The organism is Streptomyces sp. NPDC003456 (assembly GCF_042878735.1).
Lineage (GTDB): Bacteria > Actinomycetota > Actinomycetes > Streptomycetales > Streptomycetaceae > Streptomyces.
On the sequence record NZ_JBIAOK010000008.1, the window covers coordinates 408,453 to 431,695 of the forward strand.

At 73.7% G+C, this 23,243-nt stretch carries 19 protein-coding genes; 2 read left to right on the forward strand and 17 right to left on the reverse strand.

The annotated features are described in order from the left end of the window. Window positions 1-14: 14 nt before the first annotated feature. The 11 genes from ACFYWG_RS31425 to ACFYWG_RS31475 all read right to left on the reverse strand — a co-directional run bounded on the left by ACFYWG_RS31425 (window position 15) and on the right by ACFYWG_RS31475 (window position 12,855). Window positions 15-1,034 (reverse strand): ADP-ribosylglycohydrolase family protein, encoded by a 1,020-nt coding sequence (locus ACFYWG_RS31425; RefSeq protein WP_376331240.1) that lies wholly within the window; start codon window positions 1,032-1,034, stop codon window positions 15-17. Continuing rightward, a complete protein-coding gene (locus tag ACFYWG_RS31430; protein ID WP_389204327.1) occupies window positions 1,031-1,759 on the reverse strand; it encodes an NUDIX domain-containing protein in 729 nt (242 codons plus the stop codon). Before ACFYWG_RS31430 ends, ACFYWG_RS31425 begins: the two co-directional genes overlap by 4 nt. 53 nt (window positions 1,760-1,812) lie before the next feature. Continuing rightward, window positions 1,813-2,931 carry a pseudouridine synthase gene (locus ACFYWG_RS31435; protein WP_383510889.1) on the reverse strand — a complete coding sequence of 373 codons (1,119 nt, stop codon included), beginning with the start codon at window positions 2,929-2,931 and terminating at the stop codon, window positions 1,813-1,815. Beyond that, a complete protein-coding gene (gene scpB, locus ACFYWG_RS31440) occupies window positions 2,931-3,617 on the reverse strand; it encodes an SMC-Scp complex subunit ScpB (RefSeq protein WP_389204328.1) in 687 nt (228 codons plus the stop codon). The genes ACFYWG_RS31435 and scpB overlap by 1 nt, the downstream gene beginning before the upstream one ends. Further along, window positions 3,614-4,762 (reverse strand): segregation and condensation protein A, encoded by a 1,149-nt coding sequence (locus ACFYWG_RS31445; RefSeq protein ID WP_389204329.1) that lies wholly within the window; start codon window positions 4,760-4,762, stop codon window positions 3,614-3,616. Before ACFYWG_RS31445 ends, scpB begins: the two co-directional genes overlap by 4 nt. A gap of 18 nt (window positions 4,763-4,780) precedes the next feature. Continuing rightward, the gene (locus ACFYWG_RS31450) at window positions 4,781-5,335 is read right to left on the reverse strand and encodes a hypothetical protein (RefSeq protein WP_376331232.1); all 555 of its coding nucleotides are present in this window, start codon (window positions 5,333-5,335) and stop codon (window positions 4,781-4,783) included. Further along, a complete protein-coding gene (locus tag ACFYWG_RS31455; RefSeq protein WP_333934692.1) occupies window positions 5,320-6,447 on the reverse strand; it encodes a ParA family protein in 1,128 nt (375 codons plus the stop codon). The genes ACFYWG_RS31450 and ACFYWG_RS31455 overlap by 16 nt, the downstream gene beginning before the upstream one ends. Window positions 6,448-6,870: 423 nt before the next feature. After that, window positions 6,871-7,995 (reverse strand): alanine dehydrogenase, encoded by a 1,125-nt coding sequence (gene ald, locus ACFYWG_RS31460; protein WP_376331230.1) that lies wholly within the window; start codon window positions 7,993-7,995, stop codon window positions 6,871-6,873. A 137-nt stretch (window positions 7,996-8,132) separates the two neighbouring features. Next, entirely contained in the window at window positions 8,133-10,172 is a 2,040-nt protein-coding gene (locus ACFYWG_RS31465; protein WP_385420586.1) for a tetratricopeptide repeat protein, read from the reverse strand. 313 nt (window positions 10,173-10,485) lie between these two features. Beyond that, window positions 10,486-11,112, reverse strand: coding sequence for an NUDIX domain-containing protein (locus tag ACFYWG_RS31470; RefSeq protein WP_376331226.1), 627 nt, complete (start codon window positions 11,110-11,112; stop codon window positions 10,486-10,488). A 96-nt stretch (window positions 11,113-11,208) separates the two neighbouring features. Next, on the reverse strand, window positions 11,209-12,855 hold the full coding sequence (locus ACFYWG_RS31475; protein WP_376331224.1) for a CTP synthase: 1,647 nt from the start codon (window positions 12,853-12,855) through the stop codon (window positions 11,209-11,211). A gap of 474 nt (window positions 12,856-13,329) precedes the next feature. Here ACFYWG_RS31475 and ACFYWG_RS31480 point away from each other — a divergent pair, with 474 nt between their 5' ends. Further along, window positions 13,330-15,132, forward strand: a complete 1,803-nt coding sequence (locus ACFYWG_RS31480) for a glycoside hydrolase family 15 protein (RefSeq protein ID WP_389204347.1) — start codon at window positions 13,330-13,332, stop codon at window positions 15,130-15,132. A gap of 22 nt (window positions 15,133-15,154) precedes the next feature. Here ACFYWG_RS31480 and ACFYWG_RS31485 read toward each other — a convergent pair whose 3' ends face one another. Further along, the gene (locus tag ACFYWG_RS31485; RefSeq protein ID WP_389204331.1) at window positions 15,155-16,111 is read right to left on the reverse strand and encodes an LLM class F420-dependent oxidoreductase; all 957 of its coding nucleotides are present in this window, start codon (window positions 16,109-16,111) and stop codon (window positions 15,155-15,157) included. Window positions 16,112-16,238: 127 nt separating this feature from the next. Between ACFYWG_RS31485 and ACFYWG_RS31490 the strand changes: the two genes are divergently transcribed. Beyond that, window positions 16,239-17,882, forward strand: a complete 1,644-nt coding sequence (locus ACFYWG_RS31490) for a PucR family transcriptional regulator (RefSeq protein WP_383508926.1) — start codon at window positions 16,239-16,241, stop codon at window positions 17,880-17,882. A 6-nt stretch (window positions 17,883-17,888) separates the two neighbouring features. On the opposite strand, the gene ACFYWG_RS31495 is transcribed toward ACFYWG_RS31490, so the two are convergent. The 5 genes from ACFYWG_RS31495 to ACFYWG_RS31515 all read right to left on the reverse strand — a co-directional run bounded on the left by ACFYWG_RS31495 (window position 17,889) and on the right by ACFYWG_RS31515 (window position 23,229). Beyond that, on the reverse strand, window positions 17,889-19,031 hold the full coding sequence (locus ACFYWG_RS31495; protein WP_389204332.1) for a glycosyltransferase family 4 protein: 1,143 nt from the start codon (window positions 19,029-19,031) through the stop codon (window positions 17,889-17,891). Window positions 19,032-19,337: 306 nt separating this feature from the next. Next, window positions 19,338-21,056, reverse strand: a complete 1,719-nt coding sequence (recN, locus tag ACFYWG_RS31500) for a DNA repair protein RecN (protein WP_376331341.1) — start codon at window positions 21,054-21,056, stop codon at window positions 19,338-19,340. Between the two features lie 163 nt (window positions 21,057-21,219). Further along, complete coding sequence (locus ACFYWG_RS31505) at window positions 21,220-22,125, reverse strand: NAD kinase (protein WP_369198030.1); 906 nt, start codon at window positions 22,123-22,125, stop codon at window positions 21,220-21,222. Beyond that, complete coding sequence (locus tag ACFYWG_RS31510) at window positions 22,122-22,937, reverse strand: TlyA family RNA methyltransferase (protein ID WP_389204333.1); 816 nt, start codon at window positions 22,935-22,937, stop codon at window positions 22,122-22,124. The genes ACFYWG_RS31505 and ACFYWG_RS31510 overlap by 4 nt, the downstream gene beginning before the upstream one ends. Before the next feature lie 7 nt (window positions 22,938-22,944). After that, on the reverse strand, window positions 22,945-23,229 hold the full coding sequence (locus ACFYWG_RS31515) for a hypothetical protein (RefSeq protein ID WP_385420577.1): 285 nt from the start codon (window positions 23,227-23,229) through the stop codon (window positions 22,945-22,947). Window positions 23,230-23,243: the final 14 nt, after the last annotated feature.

Consider the following 23,243-nt stretch of genomic DNA (forward strand, 5'->3'; position numbering starts at 1 on the left):
GTGCCGGTCACGGCTCACGCGTCCCAGAGGGCGCCGAGCGCGACGAGGTCGCCGCGGTACTCGATCCGGTCGGCCCACTCGGCCGGCCAGGCCTCCGCGCCCCGGTACGCACCGGCGAAGGCGCCGGCCAGGCAGGCCAGTGAGTCCGAGTCGCCCGCGGTGCAGGCGGCGCGGCGCAGGGCCGTCACGGGCTCGTCGACGAACAGCAGGAAGCACAGCAGCCCGGTCGCCAGGGCCTCCTCCGCGATCCAGCCCTCACCGGTGGCCAGGCACGGGTCGGTCTCCGGCGAGACGGTGCGCACGGCGTGCTGGAGCCGGTCGAGGATCGCCAGGCACTCGTCCCAGCCCCGCGCGATGTACTGCTCCGGGCCCGGGTCCCCGGCGCGCCGCCACAGGTCGCCGAGCCAGCGCTCGTGGTAGCGGCTGCGGTTCTCCAGGGCGTACGAGCGCAGCAGCCCGACCAGGCCGGTGGGTTCGGCGCCCCGGGCGAGGAGGCGGACGGCGTGCGCGGTGAGGTCGGAGGCGGCCAGGGCGGTGGGGTGCCCGTGGGTGAGGGCCGCCTGCAACTGGGCCGCTCCCGCGCGCTGCTCCTCGCTCAGGCCGGCGATCAGCCCCAGGGGTGCCACCCGCATGTTGGCGCCGCAGCCCTTGGAGTGGATCTGGCTGGCGTCCTGCCAGGGGCGGTCCGTGCGTTCCAGCAGGGCGCAGGCCCGCAGGCAGGTGGTGCCGGGGGCGCGGTTGTTCTCCGGGGAGCGGTTCCAGGCGATGAACTCCCGGCGCACGGCCTCGGCCATGCCCGCGGGTTCGAGCACGCCCCGGTCCATGGCGGTGCGCAGGCCCCGCCCGAGCGCGAGCGTCATCTGCGTGTCGTCGGTGACGACCGCCGGCCTGGGGAGCTCCAGCTGCCGCCAGGGACCGTACCGGGCGAGGATCGCTGGCACGTCCTGGAACTCCGTCGGGAATCCGAGCGCGTCCCCTAGGGCGAGTCCTGTCAGCGCTCCGGTGGCGGCCTGCTTGTGGACGAGGGTGGTCATGCGGGGCGTCCTTCCCGTTTCGGCCGGAGGAGAGGCGGGTGGAGTGCGGCGGCGGTGCCGGCGCGGTACAGCGCGGCGGGTTTCCCCCGGCCGCCGGTGAGCCGGGCGGCCCCGGGCACGGGTTCGACGAAGCCGGGGGTGGCCAGCACCTTGCGCCGGAAGTTGGGCCGGTCGACTCCGGTGCCCCAGACGGCCTCGTAGACCTGTTGGAGCTCGCCCAGGGTGAACTCGGGCGGGCAGAAGGCGGTCGCCAGGCAGGTGTACTCGAGTTTGGCGCCCACCCGGTCGTGGGCGTCGGCCAGGATGCGGTCGTGGTCGAAGGCGAGCGGCCCGGCCCCGCCGTACGGCACCCAGCGCGCCTGGGCGGCGTCGCTGCCGCCCTGCGCCTCGGGGGCGTCGGGCAGCAGCGCGGCGAACGCCACGGAGACGACCCGCATCCGCGGGTCGCGGCCGGGCTCGCTGTAGGTGCGCACCTGCTCCAGGTGCAGCCCGGAGACGTCGGACAGGCCGGTCTCCTCGGCGAGTTCCCGCCGTGCGGCCGTCTCCGCCGACTCGTCCGGCTGCACGAACCCGCCGGGCAGCGCCCACCGCCCCGCGTACGGCTCCTGCCCGCGCTCGACGAGGAGCACGTGGAGCGCGCCGTCGCGCAGGGTGAACACGGCGAGGTCCGCGGTGACGGCGAACGGTTCGTGGGCGTACTTGTCGTAGCCGTCCAAGACCCGCACCCCCTTTTATAGTCAGCTCGACTATAAAAGGGGGTGCGGGTCGCTCACAAGGTCTACAGGTCGACTTCCTGCATCAGCATGCCGACCTCGGTGTTGGACAGGCGCCGCAGCCAGCCCGACTTCTGGTCGCCCAGGGTGATCGGCCCGAAGGCGACCCGCACCAGCTTGTCGACCGGGAAGCCGGCCTCCGCGAGCATGCGGCGCACGATGTGCTTGCGGCCCTCGTGCAGCGTCACCTCGACCAGGTAGTTCTTGCCGGTCTGCTCCACCACGCGGAAGTGGTCGGCGCGGGCGTAGCCGTCCTCCAGCTGGATGCCGTCCTTGAGCTGCTTGCCCAGGTCGCGCGGGATGGGGCCGACGATGTGCGCGAGGTAGGTCTTCTTCACGCCGTACTTCGGGTGGGTCAGCCGGTGCGCCAGCTCGCCGTGGTTGGTGAGCAGGATGACGCCCTCGGTCTCGGTGTCGAGCCGCCCCACGTGGAAGAGCCGGGTCTCGCGGTTGGTGACGTAGTCACCGAGGCACTGCCGGCCCTCCGGGTCCTCCATGGTGGACACGACACCGGCGGGCTTGTTCAGCGAGAAGAACTGGTAGCGCTGCGTGGCGACGGTCAGGCCGTCGACCTTGATCTCGTCCTTCTCCGGGTCGACCCGCTTGCCCTGCTCCAGGACGATCTCGCCGTTGACCTCGACGCGGGCCTGCTCGATCAGCTCCTCGCAGGCACGCCGGGAGCCGAAGCCGGCCCGGGCGAGGACCTTCTGCAGCCGCTCGCCCTCCTGCTCGGCGCCGGGGAAGGTCTTGGGGAGCTTGACCTCCTTCTTCCCGGCGTACCGGTCGCGGTTGCGCTCCTCGATCTGCGCCTCGTACTCACGGGGGCGGGCCGGGGCCGAGCGGCCCTGCCGCTGGGGCTGCTTCGGTCCGCCCTTGGCACCGCCGCGGGCCGCGCCGCCGCGTCCGGCCTTCGGGCCGTCCTTGGTCGCCCCGGGACCCACGTCGTAGCGCCGCTCCTCCGGGCGCGGCTTCTTCGGACGGCCGCTGCCCTGCTTGTCGTCGCGGTTGTTGCCGGCGCCGCGGAAGTTGCCGCGACCACCACCACTCCCGCCGCGGCCGCCGCTGTTGCCACCACGGCTCCCGCCGTTGTTTCCGCTGCTGTTCCTGCCGCTGCTGCTTCGCATCAAAGTTCCGTCTGGTCGTCTTCGTCGTCGGTCCCCGGGCTCACCGGGCGGCCCGGCGCGCCGTCGTCGGGCGCGTCCGGGTCGAACGACGGTACGCCCTCCTGGGTCTCGGCCTCGATCGCCTCCGCCTCCGGGAGGAAGGGCGCGAGCTCCGGGAGCTCGTCCAGACCGCGCAGGCCCATCCGCTCCAGGAAGTAGTTCGTCGTCCTGTACAGGATCGCACCTGTTTCGGGTTCCGTGCCCGCCTCCTCGATCAGCCCGCGCTGCAGGAGGGTGCGCATGACGCCGTCGCAGTTCACTCCGCGCACGGCGGAGACCCTGCTGCGGCTGACCGGCTGGCGGTAGGCGACGACCGCCAGGGTCTCCAGGGCGGCCTGGGTGAGCCGGGCCTGCTGGCCGTCCAGCACGAAGCGCTCGACGGCCGGGGCGTAGGCGGCCCGCGTGAAGAAGCGCCAGCCGCCCGCGACCTGGCGCAGCTCGAAGCCGCGTCCCTGGGCGCTGTACTCGTCGGCCAGCTCGCGCAGCGCGTCCGCGATCCGGCGCCTCGGCCGCTCCAGGATCCTCGCCAGGTGTTCCTCGGTCGCCGGTTCGTCCACGACCATGAGGACCGCCTCCAGGGCGGGCTTGAGGTCGAGGTCGGCGACGCTCCGTTCTCCGGCCGGCAGACCGGCGGTCGGCTCGCTCACGCCTTCTTCTCCTCCTTCGGCGGCTCGGGCGGCCGGTCGAACTCGTCGGTGACGACCGGTGCCTCGTCCCCGTCGCCACCGGTCCACCGCACGAGCAGTTCGCCCAGCGCGGCCTCCTGCTCCAGTGCGACGGCCTTCTCGCGGTACAGCTCCAGCAGGGCCAGGAAGCGGGCCACGACCGTCAGCGTGTCGTCGGTGTCCTCGACCAGCACCCGGAAGCTGGCCTCACCGAGGTCCCGGAGCCGCGCCACGACGACCTGCGCCTGCTCCTGCACGCTGACCAGGGGGGCGTGGATGTGGTCGACGTAGACCCGCGGCTCGGGCCGCGGCTGCATCGCCTTCACGGCGAGCCTGGCGAAGCCCTCCGCCCCGACGCTGATGACCACCTCGGGCAGCAGCTCGGCGTGCTGCGGCTCCAGGCCCACGGTGCGCGGGTAGCGCCGGGCCTCCTCCTCCAGCCGGCCGCTGAAGATGTCGGCGATCTGCTTGTACGCGCGGTACTGCAGCAGCCGCGCGAAGAGCAGGTCCCGGGCCTCCAGCAGGGCCAGGTCGGCCTCGTCCTCCACCTCGGCGGCGGGCAGCAGCCGGGCCGCCTTCAGATCGAGCAGGGTGGCCGCGACCACCAGGAACTCGGTCGTCTCGTCCAGGTCCCAGTCCGGTCCCATGGCCCGGATGTACGCCATGAACTCGTCGGTCACCTTCGACAACGCGACCTCGGTGACGTCCAGCTTGTGCTTGGAGATCAGCTGGAGCAGCAGATCGAAGGGCCCCTCGAAGTTCGCGAGCCGGACCGTGAAGACCTTGCCGTCCTCGTCGGCGTCGTCCCCGGCCCGGCTTCCCGCCTCCGGCGCCGGGGCGGCACCCGAGGCGGCTGCGCCCGTCCCAGCGCCCGGCACCGGCCCCTCGGCGGCCTCGGCGGCCGCCCGGGCAGTTCCGGGCGCACCGCCCGGGTCGGTCGTCGTGCGTGTCGCCCGCGGCTCGGCAGGCGCCTGCTCGGCGGGCTCCGGGGCGGTGTGCGGCTCGGCGGGCTCCTCGGGCCGGACCGGGTCCGGCGGCTCGGGCCGGACGACCCCCGGCCCCCTCCCCAACGCGCGCCGCCGGCCGGCCGGGCCGCCGGGGGGTGGTGGGGAAGCGTTCGAGGTCATGGCCCTCGCAGGCTACCGCTACCGCCCGCGCAGCCGTCGTACGAGGATGCTGGCGTCTCCCCGGGTCTCCAGGTCGGCGAGGACCACTGCGACCGCCTCGCGGACGATGCGTCCGCGGTCGACGGCCAGACCGTGCTCGCCGCGGAGCACGAGCCGGGCGTGCTCCAGGTCCATGAGCTCCTCGGCCGACACGTACACGGTGATCTTCTCGTCGTGCCGCTCACGGCCGCTGGGGCGGCGGGCGGCGGCCCGCCCGCGCTTGCGCGGGGCCGCGGCGTCGGCGGCAGAACCTTCCTGCGCCGCCGTCCGGCGTCCCGCACCGGAGCGGCTGCGGGACTCCGCGGCCTCGGACCGGTCCGTGTCCGCCGCGACGTGCTCCGCGCCCTCGCCGTCGCCGCCCTGGGCGGGCACCGACTGCGGGACGTCCTCCGCCGCCGCGCCGCCCTCCCCCGCCGGAGCGGGCACCCGGGCGTCGCCGTTGGCCGGACGCCTGGGCGAGGACGGCTGCAGTCCCATCCCCCCTGTCGTACGGAAGAGTTCGTCGGCCCCCGGCAGACTCACTCGGCGTGACACCGGGCGAGCACCTCCCTGGCGAGCTGGCGGTAGGCGGCGGCACCGACGGAGTTGGAGGCGTACGTGGTGATCGGCTCACCGGCGACCGTGGTCTCCGGGAACCGGACCGTGCGCCCGATGACCGTGTGGTAGACGTGGTCGTCGAACGCCTCGACGACACGCGCGAGCACCTCACGGCTGTGCACCGTGCGCGAGTCGTACATCGTGGCGAGGATGCCGTCGAGCTCCAGGTCGGGGTTGAGCCGCTCCTGGACCTTCTCGATGGTCTCGGTCAGCAGGGCCACCCCGCGCAGCGCGAAGAACTCGCACTCCAGCGGCACGATCACCTTGTGCGCGGCCGTCAGGGCGTTGACCGTGAGCAGGCCGAGCGAGGGCTGGCAGTCGATGACGATGAAGTCGTAGTCGTCCAGCAGCGGCTTCAGGGCGCGCTGCAGCGTCGACTCGCGGGCGACCTCGGAGACGAGCTGGACCTCGGCCGCCGACAGGTCGATGTTGCTGGGCAGCAGGTCCATGTTGGGGACCGCCGTCTTCAGCAGCACCTCGTCGGCCGCCATCCCCCGCTCCATGAGCAGGTTGTAGACGGTGAGGTCGAGCTCCATCGGATTGACGCCGAGTCCGACCGACAGCGCGCCCTGCGGGTCGAAGTCCACGAGCAGGACACGGCGTCCGTACTCCGCGAGCGCGGCACCCAGGTTGATGGTCGACGTGGTCTTGCCGACGCCGCCCTTCTGGTTGCACATCGCGATGATCTTCGCGGGTCCGTGGTCGGTCAGCGGGCCCGGGATCGGGAAGTACGGCAGCGGGCGCCCGGTCGGGCCGACGCGCTCCCGGCGCTGTCTGGCCGCGTCGGGCGCGAGAGTGGCCGCGTACTCGGGATCGGGCTCGTACTCCGCGTCGGGGTCGTAGAAGTGCCCCTCGGGCAGTTCGTCGTAGTCGGCGAAGTGGTTGTGGGGCGCGCCACTTCCGTCGCCGGCCATGGCGTTCACGTGATGGCCATCCATCTTCTGGTGTGCTGTGTGAGTCGCCTGCTGACTCTGGTGGGCTGCGAAGGTGCGCACAGCGACGGAGCCGACAGCCGCGAAGCCCGCGGGCCCCTGGTCCCGTGCAGGCATTCCTGGTTGACCACCCCCGGGAGTAAATGTCGACTCATTCACAAGTCGTCTTACCTCCTTGGTGACCAGGAAACTTCTAGACAGGTCAGCGTGGCACCATGCCGACGGTTGGCGACTCTATGGCGTGTCGGGCGTCCGCAGCAACACAATCCGCCGGACCCGGCCCGATGTGTCGGCAATGAAACATCCCGCTGTCAAGGGCGTACGGCCGTCGCACGGCAGGTTTCACCGGTGTGCGAATCGGTTGAAGGGTTACGTTCGAGGCGAGTTGCCCGAGAACCGCGAAGTGACCATACACACATCCGGCCGGACCTTGCGGGCAAGGTCCGGCCGGGTGCGCGGCGTTGACGGTGCGTGTTGACGTATCGCCTTTGCCGCGGAGTGACTTAGCCGACTTACCGGCTGCGGATGTCGGTGCGGGGCTCAGCCGAGCAGCGAGGACAGCTCGACGTGCTCCACGCCGTGCGCCTCCGCGACCTCGCGGTAAACGACCTTGCCGTCATGCGTGTTGAGACCCTTGGCGAGCGCCGGGTCGCGGCGCAGCGCGTCCACCCAGCCGTGGTCGGCCAGTTCGACGATGTAGGGCAGCGTGGCGTTGGTCAGCGCGTAGGTGGAGGTGTTGGGCACCGCGCCGGGCATGTTGGCGACGCAGTAGAAGACCGACTCGTGCACCTTGAAGGCCGGTTCGGCGTGCGTGGTCGGACGGGAGTCCTCGAAGCAGCCGCCCTGGTCGATCGCGATGTCGACAAGGACACTTCCGGGCTTCATGCGGGAGACCAGCTCGTTGGTGACCAGCTTCGGGGCCTTGGCGCCGGGGATGAGCACCGCGCCGATGACGAGGTCGGCCTCCAGGCAGGCCTTCTCCAGCTCGAAGGCGTTGGAGACGACGGTCTGGATCTTCGTGCCGAAGATCTTGTCGGCCTCGCGGAGCTTGTTGATGTCCTTGTCGAGCAGGGTCACGTGGAAGCCCATCCCGATGGCGATCTGCGCGGCGTTCCAGCCGGAGACGCCGCCGCCGATGACGACGGCACGGCCGGCCAGCACGCCGGGGACGCCGCCGGGCAGCACGCCGCGGCCGCCGTTGGCGCGCATCAGGTGGTAGGCGCCGACCTGCGGGGCCAGGCGGCCCGCGACCTCGGACATCGGGGCGAGCAGCGGCAGCGCGCGGTTCGGCAGCTCGACGGTCTCGTAGGCGATGGCCGTGGTGCCGGACTCCAGCAGGGCGTCGGTGCACTCCTTGGAGGCGGCCAGGTGCAGGTAGGTGAAGAGCGTCTGGTCCTTGCGGAGGCGGTGGTACTCCTCGGCGATGGGCTCCTTGACCTTCAGCAGCAGGTCGGCGGCGGCCCACACCTCGTCGGCGGTGTCCAGGATCTGCGCGCCGGCGGCGACGTACTCCTCGTTCGTGATCGAGGAGCCGACACCGGCGTCGCGCTCGATGACGACCTGGTGGCCGTGGCGCACCAGCTCGTGGACGCCGGCGGGGGTGATGGCCACCCGGAACTCGTTGTTCTTGACCTCGCGGGGGATGCCGACCTTCACGTCGATCACGGTCCTTGGCTCAGAGGGTATGGGGGGTATTTCTTAGACATACCCGGGCACGCACGGGCACACCGGGAGAGACCGCAGGGAACGTGCGGCAGAGCCAGTCTAATGAAGGTGTTCCTGCTGTCTAGCCTTTCATTGCATCAATCTTCAGCTGGTGCGGTACGGATTTCGCAGGCGTCTGGGTCGTTTTGAAGGTTTGAGTCTTCGAGAATCCGCTCGGCGGCGCCCCGGTGCAGCCCGGCCGAGGCCGGATCGCCCAGGTGCTCCAGGGTGTCGGCGGCCCGCAGATGCAGGGCCGCCTGCAGGCGCGGATCGTCCGCCCGTCGCGCCCACTCCACCGCCTCCCGGCAGGTGCGCAGCGCCTCCTCGGGCCGGCCGGCGTCCTCCTGCACCCGTGCCAGCTCGCCCAACGCCCGGGCCTGGGCGCCCGCGTCGCCGCTCCTGCGGTGCCCGGCGATCGCGGCGCGCCAGTTGCGCAGGGCCTCGCCGTGGCGGCCCGCCAGGGTGTGGGCGGCGGCGATGCGCCCGTACAGCCGGGCGGCGTCGGCGTGCTCGCCCCGGGCGAGCCGCTCGACCAGGGCCCGGCCGAACCAGTCGGCGGCCCGGTCGACGTCCCCGAGCTCCAGGTGCGCCCCGCCTACGGATTCCATCGCCCGCCCGGTCGCGTACGGGTCGTTCACCTCGCGTCCGGCGTCCAGCGCGTCCCGGTAGCGCGCCAGGGCGTCCTCGGTGCGGCCGGCGCGGGCGTCGAGGTCCCCGAGGTTCAGCAGGGCGGCGGCCCGCTCGCGGGGCAGGTTCCGCCGGTCGGCCACCTGGAGGACGAGGCTGTGGATCTCGTGGAGGTCGGGCGCCGCGGCCAGGGTGCCGACGTGGGCCGCCATGGCCCGTACCAGCTGGGACATCAGCCGCCGGGCCAGGGTGTCCAGCTCGCCGTCGGCGACCGCGAGCCGGGCGGCCGCCAGCAGGGCGGGACGGCTCAGCCGCAGCCACTCCGCCGCCGCCCGGGGAGTGGGGAAGCGCAGGGCGGGCGGCATCTCCAGGAGCTTCCGGCGGGCCTGGGGGCTGTCGGTCTCGGTGATCGCCCGGCAGGCCTGGAGCAGCCGCACGGTCCGCTCCAGCATGCGGGCGCGGGCCAGCTGCAGCTCGGCGGGGCGCTCGTGGTGCGCGACGAGGATCCGCAGCTCGGGGTGGAGGCACGCGGGCACCTCGTACTGCGGCAGCGGGGAGTCGACGGCGTGCAGGAAGCCCAGGGCGGTGAAGTCGTCGAGGACGCCGCGGGCGCTGTCCACCGAGCAGCCGGCCAGCGCCGAGGCGGTGTGCGGGTCGACCAGCCCGGCCGGGGCGAGGGCGAGCAGGCGCAGCATCCGGGCGGCGCTCGCGGGCAGCGCGGCGTGGGCGAGCCGGAAGACCCGGGTCAGGGCGGCGCCCTCGGTGTCCTCCGCGCGCAGCTGCTTGGCCAGATCGGAGACGGCCGCCTTGGGCCGGGCCGCCAGCCAGCGGCCCGCCAGCGTCAGGGCGGCCGGCTGCCCCTGGCACTCCTCGGCCAGCCCTTCGGCGGCCCGGGGGTCGACGGTGATCCGGACCGAGCCGGTGTGCCGGGCGAGCAGCTCCACCCCCGACTTGGCGTCCAGGCCGCCCAGGGTGCAGGGGCGGACGTCGGAGATGCCGGTCAGCGGGCCCGCGGAGACCGCCACCACCAGGCAGTCCGGGGTCTCGGGGAGCAGGGCGTCGACCTGCCCCGCGTCGGCGGCGTCGTCCAGCAGGAGCACTGCGCGCCGGCCGGCCAGGGCGGTGCGCAGGGCGTCGGTGAGGTCGTCCGCGCAGGCCCCGGCGGGTGCCGCTTCGTCCAGGGCGCCGAGCAGCTCCCGGGCGGCGCGCGCCACGGGGACGGGGGTGCCGTCGGGGTCGGTCAGGCGGGCGCGCAGCACTCCGTCGGGGTAACGGTCCGCGACCTGCCGCACGAGTTCCGCGGCGAGCGCGGTACGGCCGGAGCCGGGCCGGCCGGCGATGAGCAGCACCCGCGCGCGGGGTGCCTTGCGGCCGGCCAGGGTGTCCAGTCCGGCGCGCTCGATGTCGGCGCGCAGTTCCTTCAACTCCCGCGTGCGGCCCAGGAACTCGCGCTGCCCGGCAGCGCGCCCGGCCGGACGCGCGTCGTCCGTCCTCACGACCTGTTCCGTCACGGGCCACACTCCCGTCCCACCGCACACGCGAGCCCGCCGGGACTCCGGTTCGGGCGTGCCCCAGAGCCTAGTTCACGCTCTGCAACGCCCCAGGAACAGCGGGGCAGGCGCGACGGCCGCATCCCCCGATCGGATCAGCAGATCGTAGGACCACACGCCTCGGGGTGCCGCACCCCGACGGGGCGCGGGAACCGCCGACGACGGCGCACAAGAGGGGCGCGGGGAACTGCGCGACCGGCCACGACGCCGCCGCACCCGACCGACGGCCCGCACGGCCCCGGCCCGCCACAGCCCCGGCCCTCCGGGCGGAGCCCTACGCCTCGAACGGGCGGGCCGGCCACGGGGCCTGGGCCGGGCGCAGGGCGTCCAGGCCGTCGCCGGACCGCGCGGCAACCAGGGACAGGACGCCCACGACCAGGCAGTTGTTGTGCAGCTCGCCGGCGAGCACACCCCGCACCAGGTCCTCGACCGGCACCCGGTCGAGTTCCATGTCGGCCTCCTCCTCCGCGACCGCGAACCGCTCGCCCACGGCCTCGGACAGCTCACGCGCGAGGAAAATCCGCACGGCCTCGTCGCAGCCGCCCGGCGTGGTGTAGACGTCGGTCAGCACCCGCCAGTCCTCGGCCTTGACGTGCGCCTCCTCGTACAGCTCGCGCTGTGCCGCGTGCAGCGGGTTCTCGCCGGGGACGTCGAGCAGACCGGCCGGGATCTCCCAGAGCTTGTGGCGCACGGGGTGGCGGTACTGGCGCAGGACCAGGACGCGGTCGGCCTCGTCGAGGGCGAGGACGGCCACGGAGCCGGGGTGGACCTGGTAGTCACGGCCGACCACGGTGCCGTCGGGCATGACCACGTCATCGGTGCGCACGGAGGTCTTGTTGCCCACGAACGGAGTGTCCGTCGCCCGGACCTCCCACTCCTCCGGGGTGTCCTTGATCGTCATGCCTGTCCTTCCACGTGCCGTGCACGACCTGCCGAAACGGAACCGGGGTGCACACCCTTTGAAGGAATGCACCCCGGCCACCGTACAACTGGTGTGTTACTTCGAAGTCTTCCGCTCGACCGCGGCCTTGACGAGCCCGGCGAACAGCGGGTGCGGACGCGTCGGGCGCGAGCGCAGCTCCGGGTGCGCCTGCGTGGCGACCAGGTAGGGGTGGACGTCGCGCGGGTACTCGACGTACTCGACGAGCTTGCCGTCCGGCGAGGTGCCGGAGAACAGGATGCCCGCCTGCTTCTCCAGCTCGGCCCGGTAGGCGTTGTTCACCTCGTAGCGGTGCCGGTGGCGCTCCTCGACGTACTCCTTGCCGTCGTACACCTCGCGCACGATCGAGCCCTCGGCCAGCTTGGCCGGGTACATGCCGAGCCGCATGGTGCCGCCCATGTCGCCCTCACCGGCGACGATGTCCATCTGCTCGGCCATGGTGGAGATGACCGGGTGCCCGGTGGCGGGGTCGAACTCGGTGGAGTTGGCGTCGGAGATGTCGGCCAGGTTGCGCGCGGCCTCGATGACGATGCACTGCAGGCCCAGGCAGAGGCCGAGCAGCGGCACCTTGTTCTCGCGGGCGTAGCGGATGGCGCCGACCTTGCCGTTCACCCCGCGCTCGCCGAAGCCGCCGGGGATGCAGATGCCGTCGACGTCGCCGAGCTGGGCCGCGGCGCCGGCCGGGGTCTTGCAGTCGTCGGAGGTGACCCACTTGATCTTCACGCGGGCGCGGTTGGCGAAGCCGCCGGCGCGCAGCGCCTCGGTGACCGACAGGTAGGCGTCGGGCAGGTCGATGTACTTGCCGACCAGGGCGAGGGTGATCTCGTGGTCGGGGTTGTGGACGCGGTCGAGCAGGTCGTCCCAGGTCGTCCAGTCCACGTCGCGGAAGGGGAGGTCGAGCTTGCGGACGACGTAGGCGTCCAGGCCCTCGCCGTGCACGGTCTTGGGGATGTCGTAGATCGAGCGGGCGTCGGGGCAGGCCACGACGGCGGCCTCGTCGACGTCGCACATCAGCGAGATCTTCCGCTTGATCGCGGTGGGGACCTCGCGGTCGCAGCGCAGCACGATGGCGTCCGGCTGGATACCGATGTTGCGCAGGGCCGCAACCGAGTGCTGGGTGGGCTTCGTCTTCAGCTCACCCGAGGGGCCGATGTACGGCAGGAGCGAGATGTGGACGACGAAGACGTTGTCGCGGCCGACCTCGTGACGGACCTGGCGGACGGTCTCCAGGAACGGCAGCGACTCGATGTCGCCGACCGTGCCGCCGACCTCCGTGATCACGACGTCGACCTCGTCCGTCGCCATGCGGCGGATGCGGTGCTTGATCTCGTTGGTGATGTGCGGGATGACCTGCACGGTGTCGCCCAGGTACTCGCCGCGCCGCTCCTTGGCGATCACGGTGTTGTAGACCTGGCCGGTGGTGACGTTCGCCGAGCCGTCGAGGTCGCGGTCGAGGAAGCGCTCGTAGTGGCCGATGTCCAGGTCGGTCTCGGCGCCGTCGTTGGTGACGAACACCTCACCGTGCTGGAAGGGGTTCATCGTGCCGGGGTCGACGTTCAGGTACGGGTCGAGCTTCTGCATCACGACGCGCAGGCCCCGGGCCTTGAGCAGCATGCCGAGGCTGGAGGCCGTCAGGCCCTTGCCGAGCGAGGAGGCGACACCCCCGGTGACGAAGATGTGCTTGGTCGTCGTGGAATTGGGCATGGCCAAGAGGGGGCTCCCGTGGTCGCGATCTGGAGGTGCGGTTCGGGGGTCAGACGCCCACCGGTCCACGGGCTACCAGCGTATCAGCGCCGCGAGGTACTGGCTTCCGGCCACCCTCCGCGCACATTCCGACACGGCGCGGTCATCGTCACCGGTCCCTCACCCGCTGCTCACTCGTTCGGCGTACCCGCCTTGCCGCGACGGGCACCCGGAACATCCGCGTGCGTCGTATCCTGCTCGGACACTCGCTGCCGAGCCCGCCCGGCCCAACGGCACCACCCCCCGCCCGTACGTAACCGGAACAACGTGAGCTCGTCAGTTCGTTGAGCAAGAATTGGCGCTTTGCATCACGGCTGAGTGACCTGTTTTGCTTCATCGCTCAACGACGCATTGCAAGACTTGCTGAATCCCCCTTGACCGCACCAAGCGACAGCCCCCTTGCGGGGTGACGTGGCCGTTCGACTGGAGTTGCACGTGGCCGGGCGCATCGAAGACTACGCACTCATCGGAGACATGCAGACCGCTGCCCTGGTCTGCCGGGACGGGACGGTCGACTGGCTGTGCCTGCCGCGCTTCGACTCGCACGCCATCTTCGCCGGCCTGCTGGGCACCGAGGAGCACGGCTTCTGGCGGCTCGGCCCCGCGTTCGCCTCCGACCAGGAACCGCCCACCGCGGCCCGGCGCCACTACCGCGGCGACTCGCTGATCCTGGAGTCCGAGTGGGACACCCAGCGGGGCACGGTCCGGGTGACGGACTTCATGCCGCCGCGTGACGGCGCCCCGCAGCTCATCCGCATCGTGGAGGGCGTCTCGGGCCGGGTGCCGATGCGCTCGGAGCTGCGGATGCGCTTCTCCTACGGCCGGGTCGTGCCCTGGGTGCACAAGCACGAGGGGCGCACGGTCGCCGTCGCGGGCCCCGACTCCGTGTGGTTCGACACACTCGCGGAGACCTACGGCGAATCGCTGACGACGTACTCGGACTTCACCGTGTCCCCGGGCGACCGGATCGCGTTCACGATCTCCTGGCAGCCCTCGCACAAGGAGCCGCCGGCGCTGCCCGAACCGGAGCAGTCGCTGGAGGCGACCGAGGACTTCTGGCGCGAGTGGGTGGACCACTGTACGTACCACGGCCCCTACCGCGAGGCCGTGGTCCGCTCGCTGATCACCCTGAAGGCGCTGACGTACGCCCCCACCGGCGGCATCGTCGCCGCGCCCACCACCTCCCTGCCGGAGGACATCGGCGGCGTCCGCAACTGGGACTACCGCTACACCTGGCTGCGCGACGCGGCCATCACCCTGTCCTCGCTGCTGCGCACCGGCTACCGCGAGGAGGCCCGCGCCTGGCGCGAGTGGCTGCTGCGCGCGGTCGCCGGCGACCCCGAGAACCTGCAGATCATGTACGGCATCGCCGGCGAGCGCGAGCTGGGCGAGGCGGAGCTGGACTGGCTGCCGGGCTACGAGAACTCCGCCCCGGTCCGGGTCGGCAACGGCGCGGCCCACCAGCTCCAGCTGGACGTGTACGGCGAGGTCACCGAGGCGCTGCACCTGGCGCACATGACGGGCCTCGCGCGCAACGACTACGCCTCGCTGCTCCAGCTGAAGCTCATCCGCTACCTGGAGGGCCACTGGCAGGAGCCGGACGAGGGCATCTGGGAGGTGCGCGGCCCGCGCCGCCACTTCGTGCACTCCAAGGTGATGGCCTGGGTCGCCGTCGACCGCACGATCAAGCTGATCGAGTCCGGTGACGCGGACGGCCCGCTGGAGCGCTGGAAGGACCTGCGCGAGGAGATCCACCGGGACGTCTGCGAGAAGGGCTACGACAAGGAGCGCAACACCTTCACGCAGTCCTACGGCTCCAAGGAGCTGGACGCCTCCCTGCTGCTGATCCCGCAGGTGGGCTTCCTGCCGCCGGACGACAAGCGGGTCATCGGCACCATCGAGGCGATCCAGCGGGAGCTGTCCACAGCGGACGGCTTCATCCTGCGCTACCCGACCGAGGGCGACGACGAGGGCGTCGACGGTCTGCCCGGCGACGAGGGCGCGTTCCTCGCGTGCTCGTTCTGGATGGCCGACGACCTGGCGATGATCGGGCGGGTGGACGAGGCGCGGCGGCTGTTCGAGAAGCTGCTGTCGCTGCGCAACGACCTGGGCCTGCTCGCGGAGGAGTGGGACCCGCGCCTGCAGCGCCAGGTGGGCAACTTCCCGCAGGCCTTCAGCCACGTGCCGCTCATCGACACGGCGCTGCGTCTGACGGCCTCGGGCGCCTACGGCGGCTGATCGGCACGGCCCGCCGCGGCGCTCACCCCGGGGCGAGCGCCGTGAGCGTGCGCTCCCCCGCCGGGTCGCCCGCGGTGGCCGGGACCAGCGCGATCTCGTCCAGGCCGGCCTCGGCGTAGGCGTCGATGCGGGCCCGGACGGCGGCCGTGTCGCCGACGAGCGCGACCGTGGCCGCGGCCTCGGGCGGCAGGGCCCGGACGAGGGTGTCCCGGTCGGCGCCCTTGACGGCCAGTTCGACGACCTCGGCGAAGCCGGCGTCCACGAACATGTCGCTGTAGCCCGGCACGGCAAGGTAGCCGGCGACGCTGCGCAGGATCTGCGTGACCGCCTCCGGCCCGGGGTCCACGGCCGCGGGCAGCCAGGCCGCCAGCCGGGGCGGGGTGCGCCCGGCCTTCCTCGCCGCCGCGAGCATCCGCTCGCGCAGCATGCGCACCTGCCCGGGCGAGACGATGTCGAGCAGCATCCGGTCGGCGTGCGCGACCGCCGCGGCGACCGCCCGCTCCCCGAAGGCGGCGACGGTGAGGGACCCGCCGGGCGGCGGCAGCCGGCGCGGGAAGCCGCTGCCGGGGACCACCGGTTCGCCGGGCAGGCCGTCCATCAGCTCCCGTACGGCCGCCGCGCCGTGGGCGAGGGTGGCGGCGGGCCGGGTGCGCTGCCGGCCGTGCACGCCCTCCACCACACGCTTGCCGGAGGTGCCGAGGGCCACGCCGACGCTCCGTCCGGTGACGGCGGCGGCCGAGGCCGCCCCCCGGACGACCGTGAGCGGATCGCGCACGTGGACCGGCACGGGCCCGGCCGTCAGCGCCACCCGCTCGGTGGCCGCGCCGATCGCCGTCGCCAGCACGAACGCGTCCCAGGTCGGCCCTTCGCCCGCCCACACCTCCCCGTACCCGAGCCGGTCGGCGAGCACCGCCACCCGCAACGGCTCCTCGACCGGACTGTCGTCCTCCCGCTCCACCGCCACCACGCTCATGTCCATGACCGCGCCCGTACCCGGGCGGCCACGCCGTATTCCGGCACGGCCCGGGGCGCCCGGCCGGGGCGGTGATCGTCCCGGTGCCGCCCGGAGATGTCCGCAGGGCACCGGCCCGGGTAGCGTCCGGCACATGGACAGCGGGACGGACAGCGCGTACGGCACCCAGGGCGCCGGGATCACCGTGCAGCGGGCTCTGGAGCTTCCCGCGTTGCGCAGCGGGCTGCCCGAGGTGCTCGCGGGCTCCGAGCGGCTCGGGCGCACCGTGCGCTGGGTGCACGCCGGCGAGGTGCCGCACATCGCCTCGCTGCTCAAGGGCGGAGAACTCCTGCTGACCACCGGCTACGGTCTCGGCACGCGCCCCGCCGAGCAGCGGGCGTTCGTGCGCACCCTGGCCGAGCGCGGCATCGCCGCCCTGGTGGTGGAGCTCGGGCCGCGCTTCACCCGGCTGCCCGCGGCCCTCGTCGACACCGCCCGCACGGCCGGGCTGCCGCTGGTGCAGCTGCACCGCGAGGTGGCGTTCGTGACGGTCACCGAGGAGGTCCACACCGAGATCGTCAACGGCCATTACGCCCTGCTCCAGCGGGCCGAGGAGGTGCACCGGCGGTGCACGCGGGCCGTGCTGGGCGGGGGCGGGGTGCCCCAGGTCCTCGGCATCCTCGCCGACTTCGCCCACAACCCGGTGTTCCTGGAGACGGCGGAGGGGCAGTTGCTCTACGCCGCCGGCGCCGGGCCCGAGGGCGCCGACCCGCTGCAGGTGTGGGAGGGGCTGCGCGGCCAGCACAAGGACGAGGCCCCCCTGGCCGGTTCGGTCCTGGTCGACGTGCCGGGCGGCGGGCCGGGCAGCGGGGGTGTGCGTGCGCGGCTGGTCCTGCTGCCCGTCCGCTCCGCCCTGGCGCCCCTGCACCGGATGGCCGCCGAACGGGCCGCGGGGATCCTCGCCGTGGTGCTGATGCAGGCCCGGCAGGAGGAGGAACTGGCGGCGCGCGGGCGCGGCGACTTCCTCACCGACCTGGCCGAGGGCCGGGTCACGGCACAGGACGCGCCGGCGCAGGCGCGGGTGCTGGGGTTCCGGCCGGGCGAGGGCCCGCTGCTGCCGGTGGTGATGCGGCTGGGGGACGCCCTGCCGTCCGGCGGGGGCTGGGCGGTGCTGGCGAGAGCGGTCTCGGAGGAGCTGGCGGCGGTGGGCGTGCCGGTGCTGCTCGGGGTGCGGCCGGTGGAGGGACGGCTGCTGGTGCTGCTGGGGCTGCGGGCGGAGTCGGAGCGGGAGACGGTGGCGGACCGGGTCGCGGCGGCCCTGCGGGCCGGGGTGGGACGGGCCGGGACGCTGCGGCCGGGCGGGCAGCCGCCCGTGGTGGTCGTGGGCCTGGGCGGCGGCTGGCCGGCGGTGGCCTCGGGTCTGCGGCACGCGGCCGAGACGGCGACCGCGGCCCGGGGGCTGCCGGACCGGCCCTGGTACGACGCCCGCCGCCTCGACATCGACCTGCTGCTGTGGCGGCTGCGGGACCAGCCGGACCTGGCGGCGTTCGTCGACCGGGCGCTCGGGCCGGTCCTGGAGCACGACCGGCGCTCCAAACCGCCGCTGCTGCCCACCCTGGCGACGTACCTCGCCCACGCCGGCCGCAAGGCGGAGACGGCCCGGGAGCTGCACCTCAACCGGCAGACCCTCTACAACCGCCTGGCGCGCATCGGGGAGTTGCTGGGCACAGACCTGGACGACCCGCAGACGGTCCTGGCCCTGAGCCTGGCCCTGCGGGCCCGCAGGCACGTGCGGTGAGGCGCCTCAGACCAGCGGCTGGGGCTGGGTCAGTTCGTCGTAGACGCTGAGCACCTGGGCCACCGTCTCGTCCTCGGTCGGCCAGGTCGCCGCCTGCCGGACGCCCCTGGCGCGCAGCAGCTCGCGGCGGGCGGGGTCGCCGAGCAGCCGGACGACGGAGTCGGCGAGGGCCCGGGCGTCGCCGCCGGGGACGAGTTCGGCCGCGTCGCCGACGAGTTCGGGGACGCCGCCCACGGCCGTGGCGACGAGCGGCACGCGCGCGTGGAGGGCCTCCTGGGCGAGGACGGAACGGGCCTCCCACCGGCTCGGCAGCACGGCGAGGTCGGCCGCGGCGAGCAGGTCGGTGATGTCCTGGCGCCGCCCGAGGAGCCGGACCGGCAGGCCCTCGCGCTCGATCCTGGCCTGGAGTTCACCGCGCAGCGGTCCCTCGCCCGCGACGGCCACCAGGGGCACCGGGTCCAGCCGGCGCCACGCGCGCGCGGCGTCCAGCAGGACGTCGTAGCCGCGGTGGCGTTCCAGGGAGCCGACGGCCATCAGCAACGGCCGTCCGATGGAGCCGAGTTCGGCGCGCACCTTGGCCCGCAGCCGATCGGGGTCGTCGGGTTCGAGGGGCCTGCGCGGGCCGGGCAGCGCGACCGCCGCGAGCCGGGCGTCCCGCGCGCCGGTGCGCCGGGCCCGGTCCACGAGCGCCGACGAGGTGCCCAGGACCACGGTGGCCGCCTTCGCGACCCGCCGCTCCAGCACCCGCAGCAACTGGGCGCGGGCCCCTTCGGCGTGCGACCGGTCGTGCCACGTCACGACCAGCGGCGTGCGCACGCGCCGGCCGCTGAGGGCGAGCACGGTGCGGAAGGAGGCGTGCAGGCCGTGCGCGTGCACCAGGTCGGCGTCGGCGCAGGCGGCCCGCAGGGCGGCCACGGCCACCGGGTCGCTGCTGCGGGGCACGGGGACGTGGTCGGCGCCGGCGCCGCTGAAGTCGTAGGAGCGGTCGGCCTCGTGGGGGGCGCAGACCGTGACGCGCACGCCCCGTGCGACGAGCCCCGCGGTCAGCGAGCGCACGTGCGCACTGCTCGCGGCGTTGCCTCCGCCGAGCACCTGCACGGTGCGCAGCGGCGGCTGGCCGTGCGGTGAGTGGCTGCTCACGGGGGTCACGTGGCCGGGGCTCCTGGTTCGGGTCGGGCGGTCACGACGCGGTTTCGGCGCGTACTCCGCCAAGCATGCCAGGACACAAGGGGGTTCCGGGAACGCCCGGAGCCCCGGCACCGCGGGCCAGGGGCGCCCTTACGGGGGAACCTGCGGGGCTGAGGTCACCCACACGAGTGAACTTGGGTGACCCTCCCGCACCGGCCGCGTGACCACCGGCCCCGCGCCCCCGCCCCCACGCCCTCCGAACACCGGGCAGCGGCCGGGAATCCAGGGCGGCGGTCCGGTGGTCCGAAGACCCCGGACCGCCCAGGACTACCCGTCCGCCCGCGCTGTCGCCAGGAGTTCCTCGGCGTGTGCCCGGGCCGTCTCCGAGTCCTCCTGGCCGGCCAGCATCCGGGACAGCTCCCGGATCCGGTCCTCGCCCTCCAGGACCTTCACACCGGAGCGGGTCACGGACCCGTCGTCGGTCTTCTCGACCAGCAACTGCCGGTCGGCGAAGGCCGCCACCTGCGGCAGGTGCGTCACGACCACGACCTGCGCGGTCTTCGCCAGCCGCGCGAGCCGGCGCCCGATCTCGACGGCCGCCTTGCCGCCGACGCCCGCGTCGACCTCGTCGAAGAGGTACGTGGGCACCGGGTCCGTCCCCGCGAAGACCACCTCCACGGCCAGCATCACGCGGGACAGCTCACCGCCGGAGGCGCCCTTGGCGATGGGCCGGGGCGGCGCACCGGGGTGCGGGGCCAGCAGCAGCTCGACCTCGTCCGCACCGGCCGGGCCGTACGCCACCGGGCGTCCGCCCACCTCGACGCCCTCGGGGTCCTCGGTCTGCCGGATCTCGAACGACACGCGCGCGTGCGGCATGGCGAGCGAGGCCAGCTCCGCCGTCACGGCCGCGGCGAACCGTTCGGCCGCCTCCGCCCGGGCGTCCGTCAGCGCCTGCGCGAGGCCGCCCAGCTCGCCGCGCAGCGCGTCCCGCTCGGCGGTCAGCTCCCCGATCCGCTCGTCGTCGCCGTCGAGCTCGGTGAGCCGGGTGGCGCTGTTCTCCGCCCACGCCAGGACGGAGGCGATGTCCTCGCCGTACTTGCGCGTCAGCCCGGTCAGGGCGGCCCGCCGCTCCTCCACGGCCGCCAGCCGCAGCGGGTCGGCGTCCAGGTCGTCCGCGTACCCGGCGAGGTCACCGGCCGCGTCGCTCAGCAGGATCCCGATCTCGCCGATGCGGTCGGCGAGGGCGGCCAGCGCCGGGTCGTGCGCCCGTACGGCGTCCAGGGCCCGCTGGGCGCCCGCGACGAGCGTCCCGGCGTCGACGCCCTCGGGGTCCTCGGGGTTGCCCGCGAGGGCGGCGTGCGCGGCCGCGGCGGCGGACGCCAGCGCCTCGGCGTGCCCGAGCCGCTCGGCCTCCTCGGCCAGCTCCACGTCCTCGCCGGGCCGGGGTTCGACGGCGGCGATCTCGTCGAGGCCGAAGCGCAGGAGGTCGGCCTCCTGGGCCCGTTCCCGCGCGCGGGTGGTGATCTCCTCCAGCTCGGCGGAGACGGCCCGCAGCCGCCTGTACGCCTCGCCGTACTTGGCGAGCGGGACGGCGACCGCGTCGCCCGCGTACCGGTCGAGCGCCTGCCGCTGCCGGGACAGCTTCAGCAGCCCCTGCTGGTCGGTCTGCCCGTGCACGGCCACCAGCTCGTCGGCCAGCTCCGCCAGCACGCCGACGGGCACGCTGCGCCCGCCCAGGTGCGCCCGCGAGCGCCCCTCGGCGGAAACGGTACGGCTGATGAGCAGCGCTCCGTCGTCGAGTTCGGCCCCGGCCTCCTCCGCGCGCACGGCGGCCGCGGCGTCCGGGGGAACGGTGATCCGTCCCTCCACGACCGCCTTCCCGGCCCCGATGCGCACGAGCGCCGGGTCGGCCCGCCCGCCCAGGAGCAACCCCAGGCTGGTGACGACCATGGTCTTGCCCGCGCCCGTCTCACCGGTGACCGCGGTGAACCCCGGCGACAGCTCGACCACCGCGTCGTCGATCACACCGAGCGACCGTATCCGCATCTCCTCCAACACGGACACGACCTTACGAGGTCCGAGCCGGGGATTGCGACCGGCCCGGCCTTGTCACCCACGCGGGTGGATCGGACGCAGGGGCGCGGGGAACCGGTGAACACCGCGATTCCCCCGCACCCACCGACGCCGCGCGGCCACCGCGCGGGGCGCACTAGTGGGGCGCGCCCCGCCACCCGGAGACGGGGAGCGCGAACTTGGCCACCAGCCGGTCCGTGAACGAGGCGTGGTGCAGCCGGGCCAGCCGGACCGGCACGGCCCCCCGCCGCACCTCCACCCGCGCGCCCGCGGGCAGCTCCACGGTCCGCCGCCCGTCGCACCACAGCACACCCGGCGGGATGTGCGGCAGCACCTCCACGGCCAGCACGGAGTCCGGCGAGGTCACCAGCGGTTTGGCGAACAGCGCGTGCGCGGAGATCGGCACCATCAGCAGCGCCTCGACCTCCGGCCACACCACCGGCCCGCCCGCCGAGAACGCGTACGCCGTCGACCCCGTCGGGGTGGCGCACACGATGCCGTCGCAGCCGAACCCCGTCACCGGCCGCCCGTCGATCTCCAGGACGACCTCCAGCATCCGCTCGGCGGACACCTTCTGCACGGCCGCCTCGTTCAGCGCCCAGTCGGTGTGCACGATGTCACCGTTCTGGTGCACCACGACGTCGACGGTCATGCGCTCCTCGACCTCGTACGCCCTGCTCACCACCCGGTCGACGACCTTGTCGAGGTCGTCGCGCTCGGCCTCGGCGAGGAACCCGACCCGCCCGAGGTTCACGCCGAGCATCGGCACCCCGGACGCCCGGGCGAACTCGGCGCCGCGCAGCAGCGTGCCGTCGCCGCCCAGCACGATCAGCAGCTCGCACCCGTCGAGGCACTGCGGGGTCGCCTCCTTGACCAGCACCACCTCGTCGGACAGCGGCAGGTCCCGCGCCTCGTCCTCCAGGACCCGCACCCCCAGGCCGGAGCGCAGCAGCCCCTTCACGACGAGTTCGGCGCTGCGCACGGCGGCGGGCCGGCCCGTGTGCGCGAGCAGGAAAACAGTACGAGCTCGGTTCTCGGTCAACGCGGCCCCTCCGCCACTGCTCGGTCGACGTCGGCCGGGTCCAGTTCCGCTGCTCCGGCCCGCAGCCACAAGAAGTATTCGACATTCCCCGACGGCCCGGGCAGCGGACTGGCCGTCACGCCCTGCACCCCGAGACCCAGCCCCCAGGCCTTCTCCGCCACCCCGCGGACCGCCTCGGCCCGCAGCTGGGAGCTGCGGACGACTCCCCCGCTGCCGAGGCGCTCCTTGCCCACCTCGAACTGCGGCTTGACCATCATCACCAGGTCGGCGTCCGGCTTCACGCACCGCACCAGGGCGGGCAGGACCAGCCCGAGCGGGATGAAGGACAGATCCCCCACGACAAGATCCACAGGCTCCCCATCGATCGCCTCAAGCGTCAACTCGCGTACGTTCGTACGGTCCTTGACGGTGACGCGTTCATCGTTCTGCAGGGACCACGCGAGTTGGCCGTATCCGACGTCCACGGCGACGACGTGCGCGGCGCCCGCCCGCAGCAGGACGTCGGTGAAACCGCCGGTGGACGCGCCCGCGTCGAGCGCCCTGCGCCCTTCGACGGCCAGCCCCTGCGGCACGAACGCCTCGAGCGCGCCGGCGAGTTTGTGGCCGCCCCGGGAGACGTAGTCGGGATCGCTGTCGTCCTGGGACACCACGATGGCGGCCGCCGTCTCCACCTGGGTGGCGGGCTTGGTCGCGACGGTCTTGCCGACGGAGACGCGCCCGGCGGCGATCAGCTGGCCGGCGTGCTCGCGCGAGCGGGCGAGCTTCCGGCGGACCAGCTCCGCGTCGAGACGACGGCGTGCGACTCCTGCCACGTTCGGTTCAGCTCCTAGGTCCATGCGGCGACGGGGACGAGGGGGGCGCCGGGGGTCCCGGGCGTGCGTCGAGCGCGGTGAGCGCGTCGCGCAGCCCCCGGTGTACATCCTCGTACACCTCGACGTGCCCGTCCGTGGCGAGGTGGTCGGCGTCACCGAGCCGCTCCAGGGCCGCGTCCACGCCGGGGTCGCCCGTGGGGGCGCGGGGCACGTCCAGAGGGGCGGGGGCGGCCGGGTCGGCGGCGGGCGTGTCCTGCGCGGTCTGCGGCGTCCCGGGAACTGCGTCGTCCATGCCCCGACGCTACC